This window comes from Photobacterium piscicola, from assembly GCF_900166965.1.
Taxonomy (GTDB): domain Bacteria; phylum Pseudomonadota; class Gammaproteobacteria; order Enterobacterales; family Vibrionaceae; genus Photobacterium; species Photobacterium piscicola.
Window position 1 is genome coordinate 170,509 of sequence record NZ_FUZI01000005.1, and the last position, 16,679, is coordinate 187,187.

14 protein-coding genes and 1 other RNA gene are annotated in these 16,679 nt (G+C 44.3%); all 15 read right to left on the minus strand.

The features are described from left to right. Positions 1–14 precede the first annotated feature (14 nt). The 15 genes from ftsA to rsmI all read right to left on the minus strand — a co-directional run bounded on the left by ftsA (position 15) and on the right by rsmI (position 16,669). A complete protein-coding gene (gene ftsA, locus CZ809_RS14600; RefSeq protein ID WP_080158310.1) occupies positions 15–1,271 on the minus strand; it encodes a cell division protein FtsA in 1,257 nt (418 codons plus the stop codon). Positions 1,272–1,283: 12 nt separating this feature from the next. Further along, positions 1,284–2,069, minus strand: coding sequence for a cell division protein FtsQ/DivIB (locus CZ809_RS14605; protein WP_080158311.1), 786 nt, complete (start codon positions 2,067–2,069; stop codon positions 1,284–1,286). A 273-nt stretch (positions 2,070–2,342) separates the two neighbouring features. Further along, the gene (murC, locus tag CZ809_RS14610) at positions 2,343–3,806 is read right to left on the minus strand and encodes a UDP-N-acetylmuramate--L-alanine ligase (RefSeq protein WP_080158312.1); all 1,464 of its coding nucleotides are present in this window, start codon (positions 3,804–3,806) and stop codon (positions 2,343–2,345) included. Between the two features lie 14 nt (positions 3,807–3,820). Further along, complete coding sequence (murG, locus tag CZ809_RS14615; RefSeq protein ID WP_080158313.1) at positions 3,821–4,885, minus strand: undecaprenyldiphospho-muramoylpentapeptide beta-N-acetylglucosaminyltransferase; 1,065 nt, start codon at positions 4,883–4,885, stop codon at positions 3,821–3,823. Next, the gene (gene ftsW / locus CZ809_RS14620) at positions 4,872–6,185 is read right to left on the minus strand and encodes a cell division protein FtsW (protein ID WP_080158314.1); all 1,314 of its coding nucleotides are present in this window, start codon (positions 6,183–6,185) and stop codon (positions 4,872–4,874) included. Before ftsW ends, murG begins: the two co-directional genes overlap by 14 nt. Continuing rightward, complete coding sequence (gene murD, locus CZ809_RS14625) at positions 6,178–7,521, minus strand: UDP-N-acetylmuramoyl-L-alanine--D-glutamate ligase (protein WP_080158315.1); 1,344 nt, start codon at positions 7,519–7,521, stop codon at positions 6,178–6,180. Before murD ends, ftsW begins: the two co-directional genes overlap by 8 nt. A gap of 1 nt (position 7,522) precedes the next feature. Further along, on the minus strand, positions 7,523–8,605 hold the full coding sequence (gene mraY, locus CZ809_RS14630; protein WP_080158316.1) for a phospho-N-acetylmuramoyl-pentapeptide-transferase: 1,083 nt from the start codon (positions 8,603–8,605) through the stop codon (positions 7,523–7,525). Next, positions 8,605–9,987: a UDP-N-acetylmuramoyl-tripeptide--D-alanyl-D-alanine ligase gene (gene murF / locus CZ809_RS14635; RefSeq protein ID WP_080158317.1), complete on the minus strand. Its 1,383-nt coding sequence runs from the start codon at positions 9,985–9,987 to the stop codon at positions 8,605–8,607. The genes mraY and murF overlap by 1 nt, the downstream gene beginning before the upstream one ends. Continuing rightward, positions 9,984–11,507 (minus strand): UDP-N-acetylmuramoyl-L-alanyl-D-glutamate--2,6-diaminopimelate ligase, encoded by a 1,524-nt coding sequence (murE, locus tag CZ809_RS14640; RefSeq protein WP_080158318.1) that lies wholly within the window; start codon positions 11,505–11,507, stop codon positions 9,984–9,986. The genes murF and murE overlap by 4 nt, the downstream gene beginning before the upstream one ends. A gap of 9 nt (positions 11,508–11,516) precedes the next feature. After that, positions 11,517–13,259 (minus strand): penicillin-binding transpeptidase domain-containing protein, encoded by a 1,743-nt coding sequence (locus CZ809_RS14645; RefSeq protein WP_080158319.1) that lies wholly within the window; start codon positions 13,257–13,259, stop codon positions 11,517–11,519. 3 nt (positions 13,260–13,262) lie between these two features. After that, complete coding sequence (gene ftsL, locus CZ809_RS14650) at positions 13,263–13,580, minus strand: cell division protein FtsL (protein ID WP_080158320.1); 318 nt, start codon at positions 13,578–13,580, stop codon at positions 13,263–13,265. Continuing rightward, entirely contained in the window at positions 13,577–14,524 is a 948-nt protein-coding gene (gene rsmH / locus CZ809_RS14655; RefSeq protein ID WP_080158321.1) for a 16S rRNA (cytosine(1402)-N(4))-methyltransferase RsmH, read from the minus strand. The genes ftsL and rsmH overlap by 4 nt, the downstream gene beginning before the upstream one ends. A gap of 14 nt (positions 14,525–14,538) precedes the next feature. Continuing rightward, positions 14,539–14,997, minus strand: coding sequence for a division/cell wall cluster transcriptional repressor MraZ (gene mraZ / locus CZ809_RS14660; RefSeq protein WP_080158322.1), 459 nt, complete (start codon positions 14,995–14,997; stop codon positions 14,539–14,541). A 270-nt stretch (positions 14,998–15,267) separates the two neighbouring features. Further along, an RNA gene (gene rnpB / locus CZ809_RS14665) (RNase P RNA component class A) lies at positions 15,268–15,656 on the minus strand. Positions 15,657–15,808: 152 nt separating this feature from the next. Beyond that, positions 15,809–16,669, minus strand: a complete 861-nt coding sequence (gene rsmI, locus CZ809_RS14670; protein ID WP_080158323.1) for a 16S rRNA (cytidine(1402)-2'-O)-methyltransferase — start codon at positions 16,667–16,669, stop codon at positions 15,809–15,811. Positions 16,670–16,679 lie beyond the last annotated feature (10 nt).

Sequence of the window (16,679 nt, forward strand, 5' to 3'; positions counted from 1 at the left end):
TGTTCGCATCAGGTTTAAAAATTCTTTTCGAACCAACCACTGATTCGTGAAAATAGCCCAGTTACCGAGCGTTTCGGTTCTTGTGCATTTTCATCAAATGATTGACTATCCTTTCCGTAGTGCAGTAATCCTACTGCAGTAGCATAGGGTGGAGCCTGAACATAGTCAGTCAATCCACTCAGATCAAGAGGCTGACCAATACGTACTTGATTGCGGAAAACCCGCTCAGCACATTCAGTTAAACCTTCCATTTGCGCAGCGCCCCCGGTAAGGACGATGCCCGCTGCTAGGTGGTGTTTAACACCAGCCTCTCGCAATTGATCTTGTACGGTTAGTAATTTTTGATTTACTAACCCTAGCAATTCACTATATCGAGGCTCTATTACTTCTGCTAGTGTTTGACTTTGCAAGCTTCTAGATGGACGACCACCAACACTCGGTACATCAACCTTAGCATCTTTGCTCACCAATTCACTCAGTGCACAACCGTATTTCACTTTAATATCTTCAGCGTCACCCGGCGGTGTACCAAACGCATAAGCAATATCACTAGTCACAACATTACCAGCATAGGGAATCACTTCCGCATGACGTAATGCGCCACCAGACCAAATGGCAAGATCCATTGTACCGCCGCCGATATCGACCACGCATACGCCGAGCTCACGCTCATCTGGGGTCAGTACAGCATGGCTTGCTGCTAATCCTGAGAAAATCAGATGATCAACAGTTAAACCACAACGCTCTACTGCTTTAACGATGTTGCGTGCCATGTCGTTATGACAAGTGATCAAATGAACACTTGCTTCCATACGAACACCTGATAAACCAACTGGGTTTTTAATGCCCTCTTGGTAATCAATCGCAAATTCCTGAGGAATTACATGCAACGTACGTTGCTCATCGCTTATTTTTACTGATTTCGCCGTATGAATAACATTATCGACGTCATCTTGAGTCACTTCTTTATCAGAAATAGGCACCATGCCTTTTTCTGTTTGGCAACTAATATGTTTACCTGATAGCGATAAACACACGGAACCAATTTGGCAATCAGCCATGAGTTCAGCCTGATCAACAGCACGCTGAACTGACTTTACTACTGACTCGAGGTCATTAACCCCACCTTTATCCATTCCGCGTGATGGGCTGCTACCCACACCAATGACATTAACATTGCCATCAGGTAGGACCTCCCCAACCAAAGCGCAAACTTTGGAAGTGCCGATATCAAGACCAACTATGAGTTTTTTATCTGCAGCCTTAGTCATCAGTGCACGCTCTTATTTTTTATCCGGCGCATGTTTATCATACTCCGGCATTGTTTTCCAACCCACAGCTGCGCCAGTATCATAACGCAAATCTACATAATCAATCGGCTTACCCTGCTTTAATAACTCAGGATAAATCTCGATAAAACGTTTTATACGTTGCATTCGAGCGTCATGCCCCAATTCAAGTCTAATGCCGTTTGTTAATACCACGCGCCAAGCACGACGTTCATTAAATGATAATGACGCAATCCCAAAACCCGCTTTTTTCAGTACCGGACGCATTTCACGCAATCCAGCTAAAACTTCTTCGCTACTGCCTTTTGGGCCAATCAGGTTGGTTAACCCTAATCCTGCCACTTGCAATGCTGGTGCTTTAAAAACAGCCCCTGCACGATTAACTAAATAGGTTCCGTTCCATTCAGCGACAGGTTGATTTTCAACCAAAAACACTTTAATGGTATTCGGCCATTGTTTACGTACAGCAGCTTGAGCAACCCAAGGCAATGCCTCGACGGATGCTTGAATACTATTTACATCTTGGGTCATAAAACTACCCAGATGATGAAGATGTAAAATTGACTGTCTGACATCATCTTTAGTCAGATAATGTAGCTGCCCTTGAATGACTAAATTTGACAAGGGTAATCGGTTTGCATCTGTCATCCAGTCTTTGGTAGCACTGACAAGCCAAACCGTAAAACCAATGACAAAGAGAAAAAACGCTAATCCGCCCCAACGCTTCAAACCACGAGGAGAGGATGATATATGCTCTTTATTTACGACTTGTTCAGTCATCGCGTGTCTATTTACCTTACCATTTAAGCCAAACCATTCCATAAAGGTATTTTATGATGGTGCGCTCAGTCAGGTATAACGAGCAAAGTTAAACGATTATACCGAGCAACTCGACCCACTCCAACACTCATAAGGCGTTTTCCGAGCATAACCTGACAATAAATTTATCTATTTGTCGAGAAATCGCAAAAAATAGCGATCACTGGCACTGGAATTACCCTTTTACAGCCAGTGATCGGTGTTTATGCTCTCGATCAAAGCAAAAAATACCAATTAAGCATCTTGACGCATAGCTGGAATATTCAGCTGTAATTCAGCCAATTGGCGGGCTATTTTGCCAACATCACCCGCGCCTTGTGTCAGAACCAAATCATCATTTTGGATAATATTGGCTAATACTGCAGGCAAATGCTCTGCTTGTGGCACAAAGATAGGATCAATTTTCGCGCGTGAACGGATTGTACGACACAACGAACGACTATCAGCACCAGCAATCGGGGTTTCACCCGCAGCATACACATCCAGCATCACTAGCACATCGACTTGCTCTAATACATTAGCAAAATCATCGTATAAATCACGGGTACGACTGTAGCGGTGGGGCTGAAATATCATCACTAAACGCTTATCAGGCCAACCTGCACGTGCAGCTTGAATAGTAACATCCACTTCGCTTGGGTGATGACCATAATCATCCACCAGCATCACGTTACCATTACCCGTTTCAAACTCACCTAAGTGATCAAAACGACGCCCTGTGCCTTCAAATTCAACTAAAGCGCGCATGATAGCATCATCACTGACACCTTCTTCAGTTGCCACTGCAATTGCAGCCGTTGCATTCAATGCGTTGTGTTTACCTGGAATATTAAGCGTAATATTCAATGCCGGCTTATCATTACGCAATACCGTAAAATGACCCTGTTGGCCCGTTTGAGTATAGTTAACTAAGCGCACATCGGCATCTTCAGCAAAACCATAAGTCAACATTGGACGACCAACACGTGGTAATAATTCACGTACCACTGGATCATCAATACACATTACCGCTAAACCATAAAATGGCAGGTTATGGAGGAAATCAATGAAGGTTTGTTTTAACACTTCAAAGTCGCCACCATAAGTATCCATATGATCAGCTTCAATGTTAGTGACTACACACACCATTGGTTGTAAGTGTAAAAATGACGCATCGCTTTCATCAGCTTCAGCGATTAAATACCGACTACAACCTAAACGCGCATTAGTACCAGCACTTTTAACTAAACCGCCGTTAACAAACGTTGGATCAAGACCCGCTTCAGAATAAATCTGTGTCGTCAGTGCGGTGGTGGTGGTTTTACCATGCGTTCCCGCAATCGCAATACCATGACGGTAACGCATTAACTCAGCCAACATTTCAGCACGGCGCACAACAGGAATACGTAACTCTGTTGCGGCTAATAATTCTGGATTTTGTTTGTTGATAGCTGTTGATGCCACAACCACACTGGCGCCAGTGACATTTTCAGGCGCATGACCAAAAAAGATTTCCGCGCCTTTTGCTGTAAGACGATTTGTTACCGCATTGGGTGCGATATCAGAACCACTAATACGGTAACCTTCGTTAACCAATACTTCTGCGATGCCGCTCATGCCAGCACCACCAATACCAACAAAGTGAATTCGTTCGACTCGGCGCATCTCAGGCACCATAGTTCGAATCTTTGCTAATTGCTGGTTATCCAGTTTACTCATCACTTTGTTCCTGTTTAATTCTTTGCTAGTGATTTAATCACATCGGCAACACGTTGGTCTGCGTCAATGATAGCAGCATTACGCGCCGCACAAGCCATGTGCTCAAGCGCAATACGATTTAATAAATTAATTTGTTGGGCTAAGCCATCAACCGTCAATTGCGGTTGTTCAATCATTTTAGCGGCACCACATGCGACTAAATGTTCGGCATTTAAAGCTTGTTGGCGATCTTTGTGCATAAACGGAATAAAAATAGCGCCAACACCCGCTGCCGATAATTCTGATACCGTTAGCGCACCAGAGCGGCAAACAACCAAATCAGCCCAGCCATAAGCAGCGGCAACATCGTCAATAAATTCAGTCACTTTATGGGGTGTTTGACAATGCTTCACATAAGCTTCTTGTGTCGATTGCTGACTGCCTTTACCCGCTTGATGCCAAATGGTGACGTTATCCCCTAGAATCCCTGCTACTTCTGGCATGGTCTGGTTTAAAATACGTGCCCCTTGACTGCCGCCCATCACCAATACACGAATTGGCCCAGTGCGTTCAGCAAAGCGTTGTTTAGGTGCAGGCAATAATGTTACATCTTCACGAACCGGATTACCGACCACTTGCTTATCTTTGAAAGCACCGGGAAAAGCTTGCAGCACTTTGCTGGCAATTTTAGCCAACCACTGATTGGTTAGCCCAGCTACGGCATTTTGCTCATGCAATACCACCGGAATACCCAGTGACCATGCAGCAACACCACCAGGTCCACTGACATACCCCCCCATACCAAGCACTACATCCGGTTGCCATGCTTTGATATATTTACGCGCTTGAATAATCGCTTTAATAATTTTAAATGGCGCACCTAATAACGATACAATACCGCTACCACGTAATCCTTTTACTTTAATAAAATCGATATCAATACCGTGTTTAGGCACTAAATCCGCTTCCATACGATCGGCGGTACCCAACCAGCGAATTTCCCATCCTTGTTGCTGCAATCGACGTGCAACTGCTAGCCCAGGAAAGACGTGACCGCCAGTACCACCCGCCATCACCAATAAACGTTTATTCTTTGTCATTAGAATGCTTTTTATCTTGTTCTAGTTGTGAATTATCAGCAGTTGCAAGCACTTGAGAATCTAAAGAGACTTGTTCAACTGCTACTTCCATATTATCGAGTGCTTCATCATCAACCTCTGCAGGTTGCTCTGATGCAAATTTAGCAGCGACCCGCTGTTCAAAATCAATTCGAATCAAAATCGCCACCGCAGCAGCCATGATAAAGAGACTTGAACCACCATAACTGATCAGGGGCAAGGTTAAGCCTTTGGTCGGTACGATACCCGCAGCGGCACCAACGTTAACCAAGGTTTGAAACGCAAACCAAATACCAAAGCCAAACGCCAAATAACCACCAAATAAAAGCCCGCTTTCTAGACATTTACGTCCAATAGCAATCGCTTTAAACACTAATGCAAACAATAATGTTAAAACAACGATTACTCCAGCTAAGCCTAATTCTTCGGCTAAAACAGCAAATACAAAGTCAGTATGTGCTTCTGGTAAGTAAGCCAGTTTTTGAATCGAGTTACCCAGCCCTTGCCCAAACCATTCTCCACGACCAAATGCCATTAATGATTGGGTTAACTGATAACCACTACCATAAGGATCTTGCCATGGATTTAAAAACGAGGTTACCCGTCGCATACGGTAAGGTTCAAAGGCTATCAACATCGCAATGCCAACTAAGGCAGTTGCGAGCATGACTAAGAATTGCCATAACCGCGCACCCGCAATAAATAGCATCCCGATGGTACCGACAAACATGACCACGAACGAACCTAAGTCAGGCTGTTGTAGCAACAGAAAGCCCATAATACCCAGTACGATTAATGGCTTAGCAAAACCGATAAAACTGCCACGGACTTGGTTATATTGACGAACTAAATAGCCCGCAAGAAACACAAATAATGACAGTTTGGCAACTTCCGCCGGTTGCAAGTTAAACACCCCTAATGGTATCCAACGAGCAGCACCATTAACCGAGTGGCCGATAGCCAATACTACAATCAATAAAAAGATTGAAATCAATAGCATTGGCACACTGTACTTTTCCCATTTGGCTAATGGAATTCGCATAACAAATGCAGCGATCACTATCGAACAAACTAAAAAGAAGCCATGACGAAGAGCGAAAAAGAAGGGCACACCAGTAAGACGAGTGGCGACAGGAATGGATGCTGACGTTACCATTACTAACCCTGTCATCATCAGGGCTATTGCTATCCACACCAATTGGCGATCATACAGAATCGGTTTGGCTGGTTTTAAAAACCAGCCAGAGACTACCGATAATCCGTTACGGGCCATTTTAAACATTACATTTTCCTGAAATTGAATCTTGTAGCCGAATGGCTTGTTCAACGAAAGCATCACCGCGTGCCATAAAGTTGGCAAATTGATCCCAACTGGCACATGCCGGTGATAATAAAACCATATCGCCAGCTTGTACGGTAGCTGCTGCGCGATCCATTGCTTCACTCATGGTGTCGACATTTATTGCGTTTTCAACTAAATCACTGAATAAATGCCCATCACGACCAAAACAATAAAGTTGTACATTTAAGTCAGCCAGAATCGGTTTAAGTTCACTGAAATCAGCGCCTTTACCGTCACCACCCATTAATAAATGCAGTTTACCTGCCAGTTGCAAGCCCGTTAATGCTGCAACGGTACTAGCAAGGTTAGTTGCCTTTGAATCATTAACCCATTTAACACCGTGACAATTTACGGCTAACTGACACCGATGAGCTAATCCAGTGTAACTGCGCATAGTCTGGCAAGCTGCTGCGCGATCAATACCGACCGCATCGGCTAATGCTAATGCTGCTAAACAGTTAGCCACATTATGACGGCCAACTAACGCAATTTCGCTGACAGCCATTAATGGCTCACCCGCAATCGCTAACCATTCCGCGCCATCAACCACCATCAAACCATAATCAGCATTATCAAAACCAAAGCTGGTCATATTGCCGTTAAAATCAGGCTTGGTAGCAAGATCGTCACGGTTATACACCGCCAATTTAGCATGATCAAAAATACGCATTTTGGCATTGCTATAATCAGCTAAACCACCTGGATAACGATCCATATGATCTTCCGACAAGTTGAGATATACCGCAGCATCAACAACCAAGGATGACGTAGTTTCTAACTGAAAACTGGATAACTCAAGCACGTACAGATCGTGATTTTGAGCCAACATATCTAAAGCCGCAAAACCAATATTGCCACCAACACCGACATTAATACCGGCTTCTTTAGCCATTTCACCGACTAAACTGGTGACGGTACTTTTACCGTTAGAGCCGGTGATCGCAACCACGGGTTTATTCACCGCACGCGCAAATAACTCAATATCACCCACAATCTCAATATTTGATTGCGCGGCTAACAATAACTCTGGCGTTGCTAATGCAATCCCTGGGCTGGCAACGATTAAATCAGCATCAAGTAGCCATTGTAGGTTCCATTGACCCGCGCACACATCGACACCCGCAGGTAATTGTTCTTGGCCTGGCGGATTATCACGGGTATCAATTACTTTAATATCCAGCAATTGTGGTAATCGTACTAAATGATTCACCACCGATAGACCTGTCATACCAAGTCCAATCACAACAACCTTGTTAATACCTACCAAGCCATTCATGTTAACGCACCTTCAATGTAGCTAACGCAATCAATACCAGCATCAGTGTAATGATCCAGAAACGGACAATAACCCGTGGTTCTGGCCAACCTTTTAATTCGTAGTGGTGGTGAATCGGTGCCATACGGAAAATACGTTGTCCGCGTAGCTTAAACGAACCAACTTGTAAAATAACCGAAACTGTTTCCATCACGAACACACCGCCCATGATCACCAATAGAAACTCTTGGCGAACTAACACCGCAATCGTACCTAATGCGCCGCCTAATGCTAATGAGCCTACATCGCCCATAAACACTTGAGCTGGGTAAGTGTTAAACCATAAGAAACCTAAACCAGCACCAACAATAGCAGTACAAAGAATAACTAACTCACCCGCATTACTTAAATAAGGAATATGTAAGTATTCTGCGTAGTTGTAGTTACCGGTTGCCCATGCAATAAAGGCAAAGCCCGCCGCAACCATCACGGTTGGCATAATAGCTAAGCCATCAAGACCATCGGTTAAGTTAACCGCGTTACTGGTACCAACAATGACAAAATACGTCAGAACAATGTAAGACAGACCCAATTGTGGCATCACATCTTTAAAGAAAGGCACCACTAATTGGGTTGCAGCGGTATCTTTACCGTAAGCATAAAGCACAAAAGCCACCACAAGTGCGATGGCTGATTGCCAAAAATATTTCCAACGCGCAATTAAGCCATCGGTATTTTTACGCACAACTTTGCGGTAATCATCAACAAAACCAATTGCGCCATAACCCAACATCACAGCCAATACAGCCCATACGTAAGGGTTACTAAGATCACACCACAATAATACGGTTAACGTAATTGCAGCTAAAATCATCAGTCCGCCCATGGTTGGCGTACCGCGTTTACTAAAATGCGATTCAGGGCCATCATTACGTACAATCTGACCGATTTGCAGCATCTGCAAACGTGCGATCATGCGTGGACCTAACCATAACGAAAATAATAACGCCGTTAAAATACTCATGATGGCGCGGAACGTCAGGTATTCAAACAGACGGAAAAAGGGGATTGAGGACTGAAAGTGGTCAGCTAACCAGTAAATCATTATTTATCTTCCTGCAATGCAATAATAACATCTTCCATTCGAGAGCTACGCGCGCCTTTGGCAAGCACAGTCACTTGAGGAGTATGGGATTGGCTAATTTGTTGGTGTAATTGTTGTTTAAGTTCGTCGATCAATGCGGCTTTATCACTAAAGTGCTGACCGTTATTCAGTTCACTGACCACAGCACTGGCACGACCAAAAGTCATCACGCCATCAAACTGTTTATCACGTGCATATTCACCCACTTCACGGTGTAAGCTTTCGCTTTCTTCACCAAGTTCGGCCATATCACCTAAAATAAAGTAACGCTTACCGCTGAAACTGTGCAGCACATCAATCGCCGCTTTCACAGAAGCAACACTGGCATTATAAGTATCATCAATTAACCGTAACCCAGACGGCAGCGTGGTGATAGCTAAGCGACCTTTAACATTAACAACGCGCTCTAATCCTTGCTTTACATCAGCAAGCGTCGCACCTAATGCCATAGTCAATGCGGCGGCTGCCAGTGCATTGCTAACATTGTGAGTACCCGCTAACGTTAAACTAATATCAATCGCGCCCATTGGGGTTTGCATTGTAAAACAAGCCAACCCCTGAGAGTTAATATTTATATTCGCGGCAAAATAATCAGCATTGGCTTGTGTCGCCGAAAAGTTACTTACACTGTGGTTTGCTAATGATGGTTGCCACATTGTGAACTGATTAGAATCAAGGTTAATAACCGCCTGCCCTTGTGCCGTCAATCCTTCAAAAATCTCACCTTTCGCTTTAGCAACACCTTCTAATGAGCCAAACCCTTCAAGATGCGCTGCCGCAAGGTTATTGATCAATGCCACGTCAGGTTTAACTAAAGCGGTGGTATAAGCAATTTCACCTAAATGATTAGCACCAAGCTCAATCACGGCATAATTATCCGCAGCAGTTAAACGTAATAATGTTAACGGCACGCCAATATCATTATTAAAATTACCGGCGGTAGCCAGCACTTGTCCTTTAGTGGCTAAAATTGCCGCCGCCATTTCTTTAACGGTGGTTTTGCCACAACTGCCCGTTAGCGCCAGTGTTTTTAAACCGTGTTCAGCGGTCATTTTAGCTTTAAGCCATGCCCCTAATTGGCCAAGTGCTTGATGGGTATCAGCAACAACCAATTGTGGAATATCGACAGCTAACGGTTTACTGACCAATAATGCTTTCGCCCCATTATCAACGGCATTTTGACAAAAATCATGAGCATCAAAACGCTCGCCAATTAAGGCAATAAAAAGGGTATTATTATCAATGGTACGAGTATCTGTTGATACTGCTGCAATCTCAGCATCCGCGCCAATAAGTTCAGCATTGAGTACTGACTGTAAATGACTTAGTTGAACCTTTATCATGCCTGTTCTCTAAATAATGCGGCCACAGTTTCGCGGTCTGAATAGTGGATCGTGCGATCAGCTAAAATTTGGTAATCTTCATGGCCTTTTCCAGCCACTAAAATAATATCATTTGGTGCTGCCTGTTGAATTGCATAAGCACATGCTTGAGCCCGATCATGAATCACTGTTGCCGTCGCCGCAGCAGTTAATCCGGCTTGCATATCCAACATGATTTGCTGTGGATCTTCACTACGAGGATTATCATCAACAAGAATAATATGATCGGCATATTGTTCTGCAATCGCGGCCATCATTGGGCGCTTACCGGTATCACGATCACCACCACAGCCAAATAAACACCACAGTTTGCCTTCACAATGCACCCGTAAAGCTTGCAGGGCTTTTTCTAGTGCGTCTGGCGTATGGGCATAATCAACCACCATCATCGCTTTATCGCCAAGCTGTGATTGAAACACTTCCATTCGCCCAATAACCGCTTGTAAACGCGGGGCTACGGCTAATAACTCAGGCAATGAATGGCCACTAACTAACAATGTCGCCAATGCTAATAATAAATTGGTCGCATTAAATGAGCCGACTAATGGCGCAGTAAATGTGCCGTTACCCCAGCTAGACTCAAAGCTAATGGTGACACCTTGGGTGCTAAAATCGACTGCAGTTGCCCATAACTTTGATCCACCATGGAATGCCACAGCTTCAGCATTCATCGCGACTGCAACCGCTTGAGGTAAATCTGCAAGCCATTGTTGACCGACTACATCGTCAGCATTGATAACCGCAACACCACTGTCATGTTCGGTAAATAAACTTTTTTTCGCCGCCGCGTAATGTGCCATATCACCATGATAATCAAGATGATCTCGACTAAGATTGGTAAAGATACTCGCCACAAAATGTAATGCACTAACTCGACCTTGCACTAAGCCATGTGACGACACTTCCATCGCTGCAAAATTAGCGCCTTGTGCGACCAATTCAGCTAATGTCTGCTGAATTTCAATCGCACTACCCGTAGTATTGGCTGCTGGGCGTAGATCCGTTAACAAACCATTGCCTGTCGTACCCATCACACCAGCGCGATAACCAACTAAGTCAGCCCATTGTGCTAATAATTGGCTAATGGTGGTTTTACCGTTAGTGCCGGTTACTGCATACAACTTAAGCTTGTTATTCGGTTCAGCATAAAAGCGCCCAGCAATGGCTGATAACTTATGACCAAGATTGTGCAAATAGATAATAATGATCCCATTGTTAAATAGGATCTCACCGTCAGTGGCAACATCATCCGCTTCTGCAATAATCGCGCTCGCACCAGCGGCAATCGCGTTATCTATAAAGCGACGGCCATCAACGGTATGACCATTAACCGCAACAAATAAGCACCCAGTGGTAACTTGGCGGCTATCTAATGTCATTGCGGTTAATGCCAACTGTAAATATTCAGCTGGCACCTTATTGGCTGTTAGCCAAGGCGCTAATACCGCGCCTAATTGTACTTCCTGTTTAACCAATGCCATGACTCACACTCATTTATCTATTTTTAGCGTATCCGCATCTGGCGGCACGTTTAGAATTTGTAATGCACCACCAAGTACTTTTGATAAAATTGGCGCAGCAACCGCACCGCCATAGAATTTATCGCCTTTAGGTTCATTAACCATCACTACAATCGCTAACCGTGGATGACTAATAGGTGCCACGCCAACGGTATAAGAGAAGTAATCATTACCATAGCCACCAGCAATCGCTTTTTTCGCAGTACCGGTTTTAACACCAACACGGTAACCAGGAATGGCCGCTCGCCAACCACCACCACCACCCGCTTTATCAGTCACAGATTCAATCATTAACAGAATTTTCTTAGCGATTTTAGGATCAAGCACTTGCTCTCCCGGCACCACTTTTTCTGTTTTTAGAATCGATAACGGGCGTTTAATACCATAAGCACCTAGCGTGGTGTAAGCATGCAGTAATTGAATTGGTGTTAATGAAATACCGTAACCATACGCTAAAGTGGCACGACCAATGTCAGACCAACGATAACGATTCGGGAAGTGGCCCGTTGTTTCACCAATCAAGTTAATCCCTGACGGCTCATCAAAACCAACTTTACGGTACGTATCAAGAATATCTTCGACAGGCATCGCTAGCGAGAGTTTACTCACACCGATATTACTCGATTTTTGTAAAATACGCTGGACGGTCGCTAGTGGTTCAATGCGTGATACGTCAGTGATCACCTTGCTGCCAACACGGAAATGCTTACTTTGCGGAATCTTAATTAGCGTATGTTCGTTCACAACCCCATTTTTAAGGGCGGTATATACCACAAATGGCTTCACCGTTGAGCCGGGCTCAAAAGTATCAGTGATCACACGGTTACGCATTTTATACGGCTGACGATCATTGCGATCATTAGGGTTAAATGACGGCGCATTGACCATCGCTAGAATCTCACCAGTACGCACATCTGAAATCGCAATACTGACTGAAGTGGCTGGAATATCCATTACCCCTTCTTTTGCAGCACGGTAAGCGATCGCTTGAATACGCTGATCAATACTTAACTCAAGCGGTTTACCCGGTTGACGACTTTGTTGGGAGATATTTTCGACAACACGGCCATAGCGATCTTTACGCACAGTACGGCGACCCGGTTCACCCGTTAGCCAACCATCATAGGTTTTTTCAATACCATCAAGTCCATGACCATCAATACCTGTAAAACCAATTAATTGTGCACTCACTTCACCTGATGGGTAAAAACGACGTGATTCTGCTTTTAGACCAATACCCGGCAATTTCAGTTTTTTAACGTAATTTGCCATCGGCGGGCTAACTTGACGAGCAAGATAGATAAAACGACGGGTCTTATTTTTTTCTAAGCGGCGTAATAATTTTGCGCGGTCAAGGTCAAGTACATCGGCCAGCGCGTTCCAACGGTTGGTTTCACTTAAACCACCATGTTTGAATATTTCGACGGGATTGGCAAAGACGGCTTGTACGGGCACACTAACGGCAAGTTGCTCACCGTTACGATCTGAAATAATACCGCGTGCAGAAGGCATTAATTGTACTCGTAATGAACGTGCATCACCCTCTTGAATCAGACGGCCAGGTTCTAATACCTGAATGTAAGCAGCACGTGCAATTAAGCCAAAGAAACCTAATAGAATAAAGCCACAGACGACGATAAAGCGCCATTTTAGAAATGGCGTACTCTTAGGACTAACCTGCGTCTTTTTATTTGAACGGTTAAATAATTTCATCTTTTAATGTATAACAATTTCATTATCGACAGATGGACGTTGCATTTTGAGCTCAGTTTCAGCTAATCGTTCAATGCGACTGTGTTCTGCAAGTGAGTTTTCTTCAAGTATTTGATTTCGCCATTCAACATCATAGGTTTCACGTTGCATTAATAGCTTTTCTTGCTGCGCAATTAATTGACGTGACTCATGAGTAATGTAGACAACAGACAAGGCAGAAATGAGGATAGTGAAGGCTAGAATCAGCGGTACCAACCCGACCGTGACGAGGTCTCGTCCGATCAGGCTAGCCAGATTCATTGAAGATTCTGTTGTTTTCATAGACGCTCGGCCAAACGTAGCACTGAACTACGAGCGCGCGTGTTATAACCAAGTTCATTTTGTGATGGTTTAATCGCTTTACCGATAGGTTTCATATCCGCACAACCCAGTGCTTTAATTTGATCTTCGGTTAATGGTAAGCCAGCAGGAACATCTGGACCTTTGCTTTGCTTACGAATAAAGCGTTTTACCATGCGATCTTCCAATGAATGGAAACTGATCACGGATAAACGACCACCCGATGCAAGAGTATGCATTGCACCATGTAAAGCGGTGTCAATTTCTTCTAATTCACTGTTAATGTAAATTCGAATCGCTTGGAAACTGCGGGTTGCAGGATGCTTATGTTTGTCTCTAAATGGTGATACTTCAGCAATCAGACTCGCTAATTCACGCGTACGTGTTAACGGCTCTTTATCTGGGTTTTCACGATAATCAACAATACCGCGGGCAATACGTTTAGCGAAACGTTCTTCACCAAACTCTTTTAATACCCATGCAATATCATCAGCATCCGCTTCTGCTAGCCATTCAGCCGCAGACATACCTGATGTTGGATCCATACGCATATCCAGTGGGCCGTCACGCATGAAGCTAAAACCACGTTCAGCATCATCAAGTTGCGGTGACGAAACACCTAAATCAAGTAATACACCGTCAACACGACCAATCAGATCACGTTCTTGCATGTATTTTTCCATACCCGAAAATGGACCATGGATAATTTCAAAACGTGGATCATCAATTTTTTGCGCTTCTGCAATCGCTTGAGGATCGCGATCAATACCGTACAGGCGACCGTTCTCACCTAGTTTTGAAAGAATTAAACGGCTATGACCGCCGCGACCGAAAGTACCATCGATATAGATACCGTCGGGTTTAATCGCTAACCCGTCTACTGATTCATTAAGTAAAACGGAAACGTGCTCAAATTGCTCAGACATAAATATAATTTCAGCTAAAGTGAAAGCTCACTAAGGCGCGGGGAACATTCCGGCGCATCCTCAGCCTGAAGGTCGATATCATGTTCAATTTGCTGTTGCCATAAAGGCGCAGACCAGATTTCAAATTTATTTAACTGGCCAACGACCACTATTTTATTCGCTAACTGAGCATATTGTCTTAACGTCGGTGGAATTAATATCCTTCCCTGCGCATCCAGTTCACATTCGCTAGCATGGCCAAGCAACAATCGTTGTAAGCGGCGCTCTGCGGGGTGAAGGCTAGATAGACGTACTAATTTAGCTTCAATTCGTTCCCATTCATCGATGGGATATAGCAACAAGCAACAAAACTGGTGATCGATAGTACAAACAAAGTGTCCCTGACATTGTTCAATTAATGCAGCCCGGTAACGCTTCGGCATTGCCCAGCGACCTTTGTCATCAATAACAATGTTAGTGGCACCTCTTAACATTTGGGGATCTCGGTTAAATTACACGATAAAAAGAGTACGTTAATCACTCACTTTAGCAGAATAACAACAAAGATAATAAGACAACACCACTTTTCCCCACAAATTCCCACACAAAGTGTACGTATGAGACAAAAACGATGTCAAGCAATTGGCAGTAATTCAGACACACTTCTAACAGTGGTCGAGTAAACCTGATTGCGAAATGTAATTTTGGCGGAAAAAAAACGAAAAAAAGGTGGTGCTTGTAATCAAACACCACCTTCTCTAAATGTAGGGAGTCGGTCGATAAGCCGGGTTTTGTTCCGCTTTCGCGGCGGCAATCATTCGTCTAGGTCTGCAATCGCTCACAGACTCAAGCAACCTACCCGTCCCCAACGCGGGCCGCGCCATTAGGGACCTATTTGGTCTTGCTCCGGGTGGAGTTTACCCTGCCACAAACTATTACTAGCCGCGCGGTGCGCTCTTACCGCACCCTTTCACCCTTACCTGTGCACCATTGCAAGCAATGGGCCATCGGCGGTTTGCTCTCTGCTGCACTTGTCGTGGGCTTGCGCCCCCCAGACGTTATCTGGCACCCTGCCCTGTGGAGCCCGGACTTTCCTCCCCTCCATTGATTTCCCGAAGGTTACCAACGAAGCAGCGATTACCTGACCAACTCCGCGGCGAATTGTATAAGACAACGCTCACAGTTACCAGTGAAAAAATCACCAAAATTACAGCTTGAACAAAAAACCAACGGCTGATTTTTAATTCGTAGATAAAAACCACGCTATATCACACAGTAAGTAAACTGCCGCCTGCAAATATCCGCTTATTCTAAATTTTCAAGGCCCCACTTATACAATGCATTTTTCTTCCCGCCATGAATTTCAGCCGCCAAAGCTGCTGCTTTTTTAAGAGGCAACTCTTTTGCAAGCAAGGTCAGTGTACGTAAAACCTCAACTGATAATTCGTCTTTCTGAGCGCGATGCCCTGCAACTAAGACCACCATCTCACCACGAACACGATTACTGTCTTCTGCAATCCAATCGATCAACTCGCCAAGAGGCGCGCCATGGATAGTTTCATAAGTTTTTGTTAACTCACGCGCTAATACTACTTGGCGATCAGGGCCAAGCACGGCTAACATATCACTTAGGGAATCATTAATACGATGTGGCGATTCATAAAAGATCAATGTTCGCGCATCATCAGCTAATGCTTGAAAACAATCGCGGCGACCTTTACTTTTCGGAGGAAGAAAACCTTCAAAGCTAAAACGGTCAGAAGGTAAACCAGAACCACTCAAGGCTGTAATTACAGCACATGGACCAGGTAATGGCACAACTTTAACACCCGCATGACGACAGCGATTAACAAGATGATACCCTGGATCACTGATCAGCGGCGTACCAGCATCGGACACAAGCGCAATGCTAGTACCTGCCTGAAGTTTCTCAATCAAAAAGTCAGCTTTTTGCTGTTCATTATGATCGTGAAGCGCAAAGGTGCGGGTCGAGATAGAGAAATGGGACAACAATCGCGATGTATGACGTGTATCTTCAGCAGCAATTAAATCTACGTTTGCTAATACGTCTAATGCGCGCTGCGTTATATCAGCAAGATTACCGATAGGTGTTGGTACGATGTACAAAGTTGCGACATCTACCATGCCTGAATTGCTCTCACTCATTTGTCTAAGA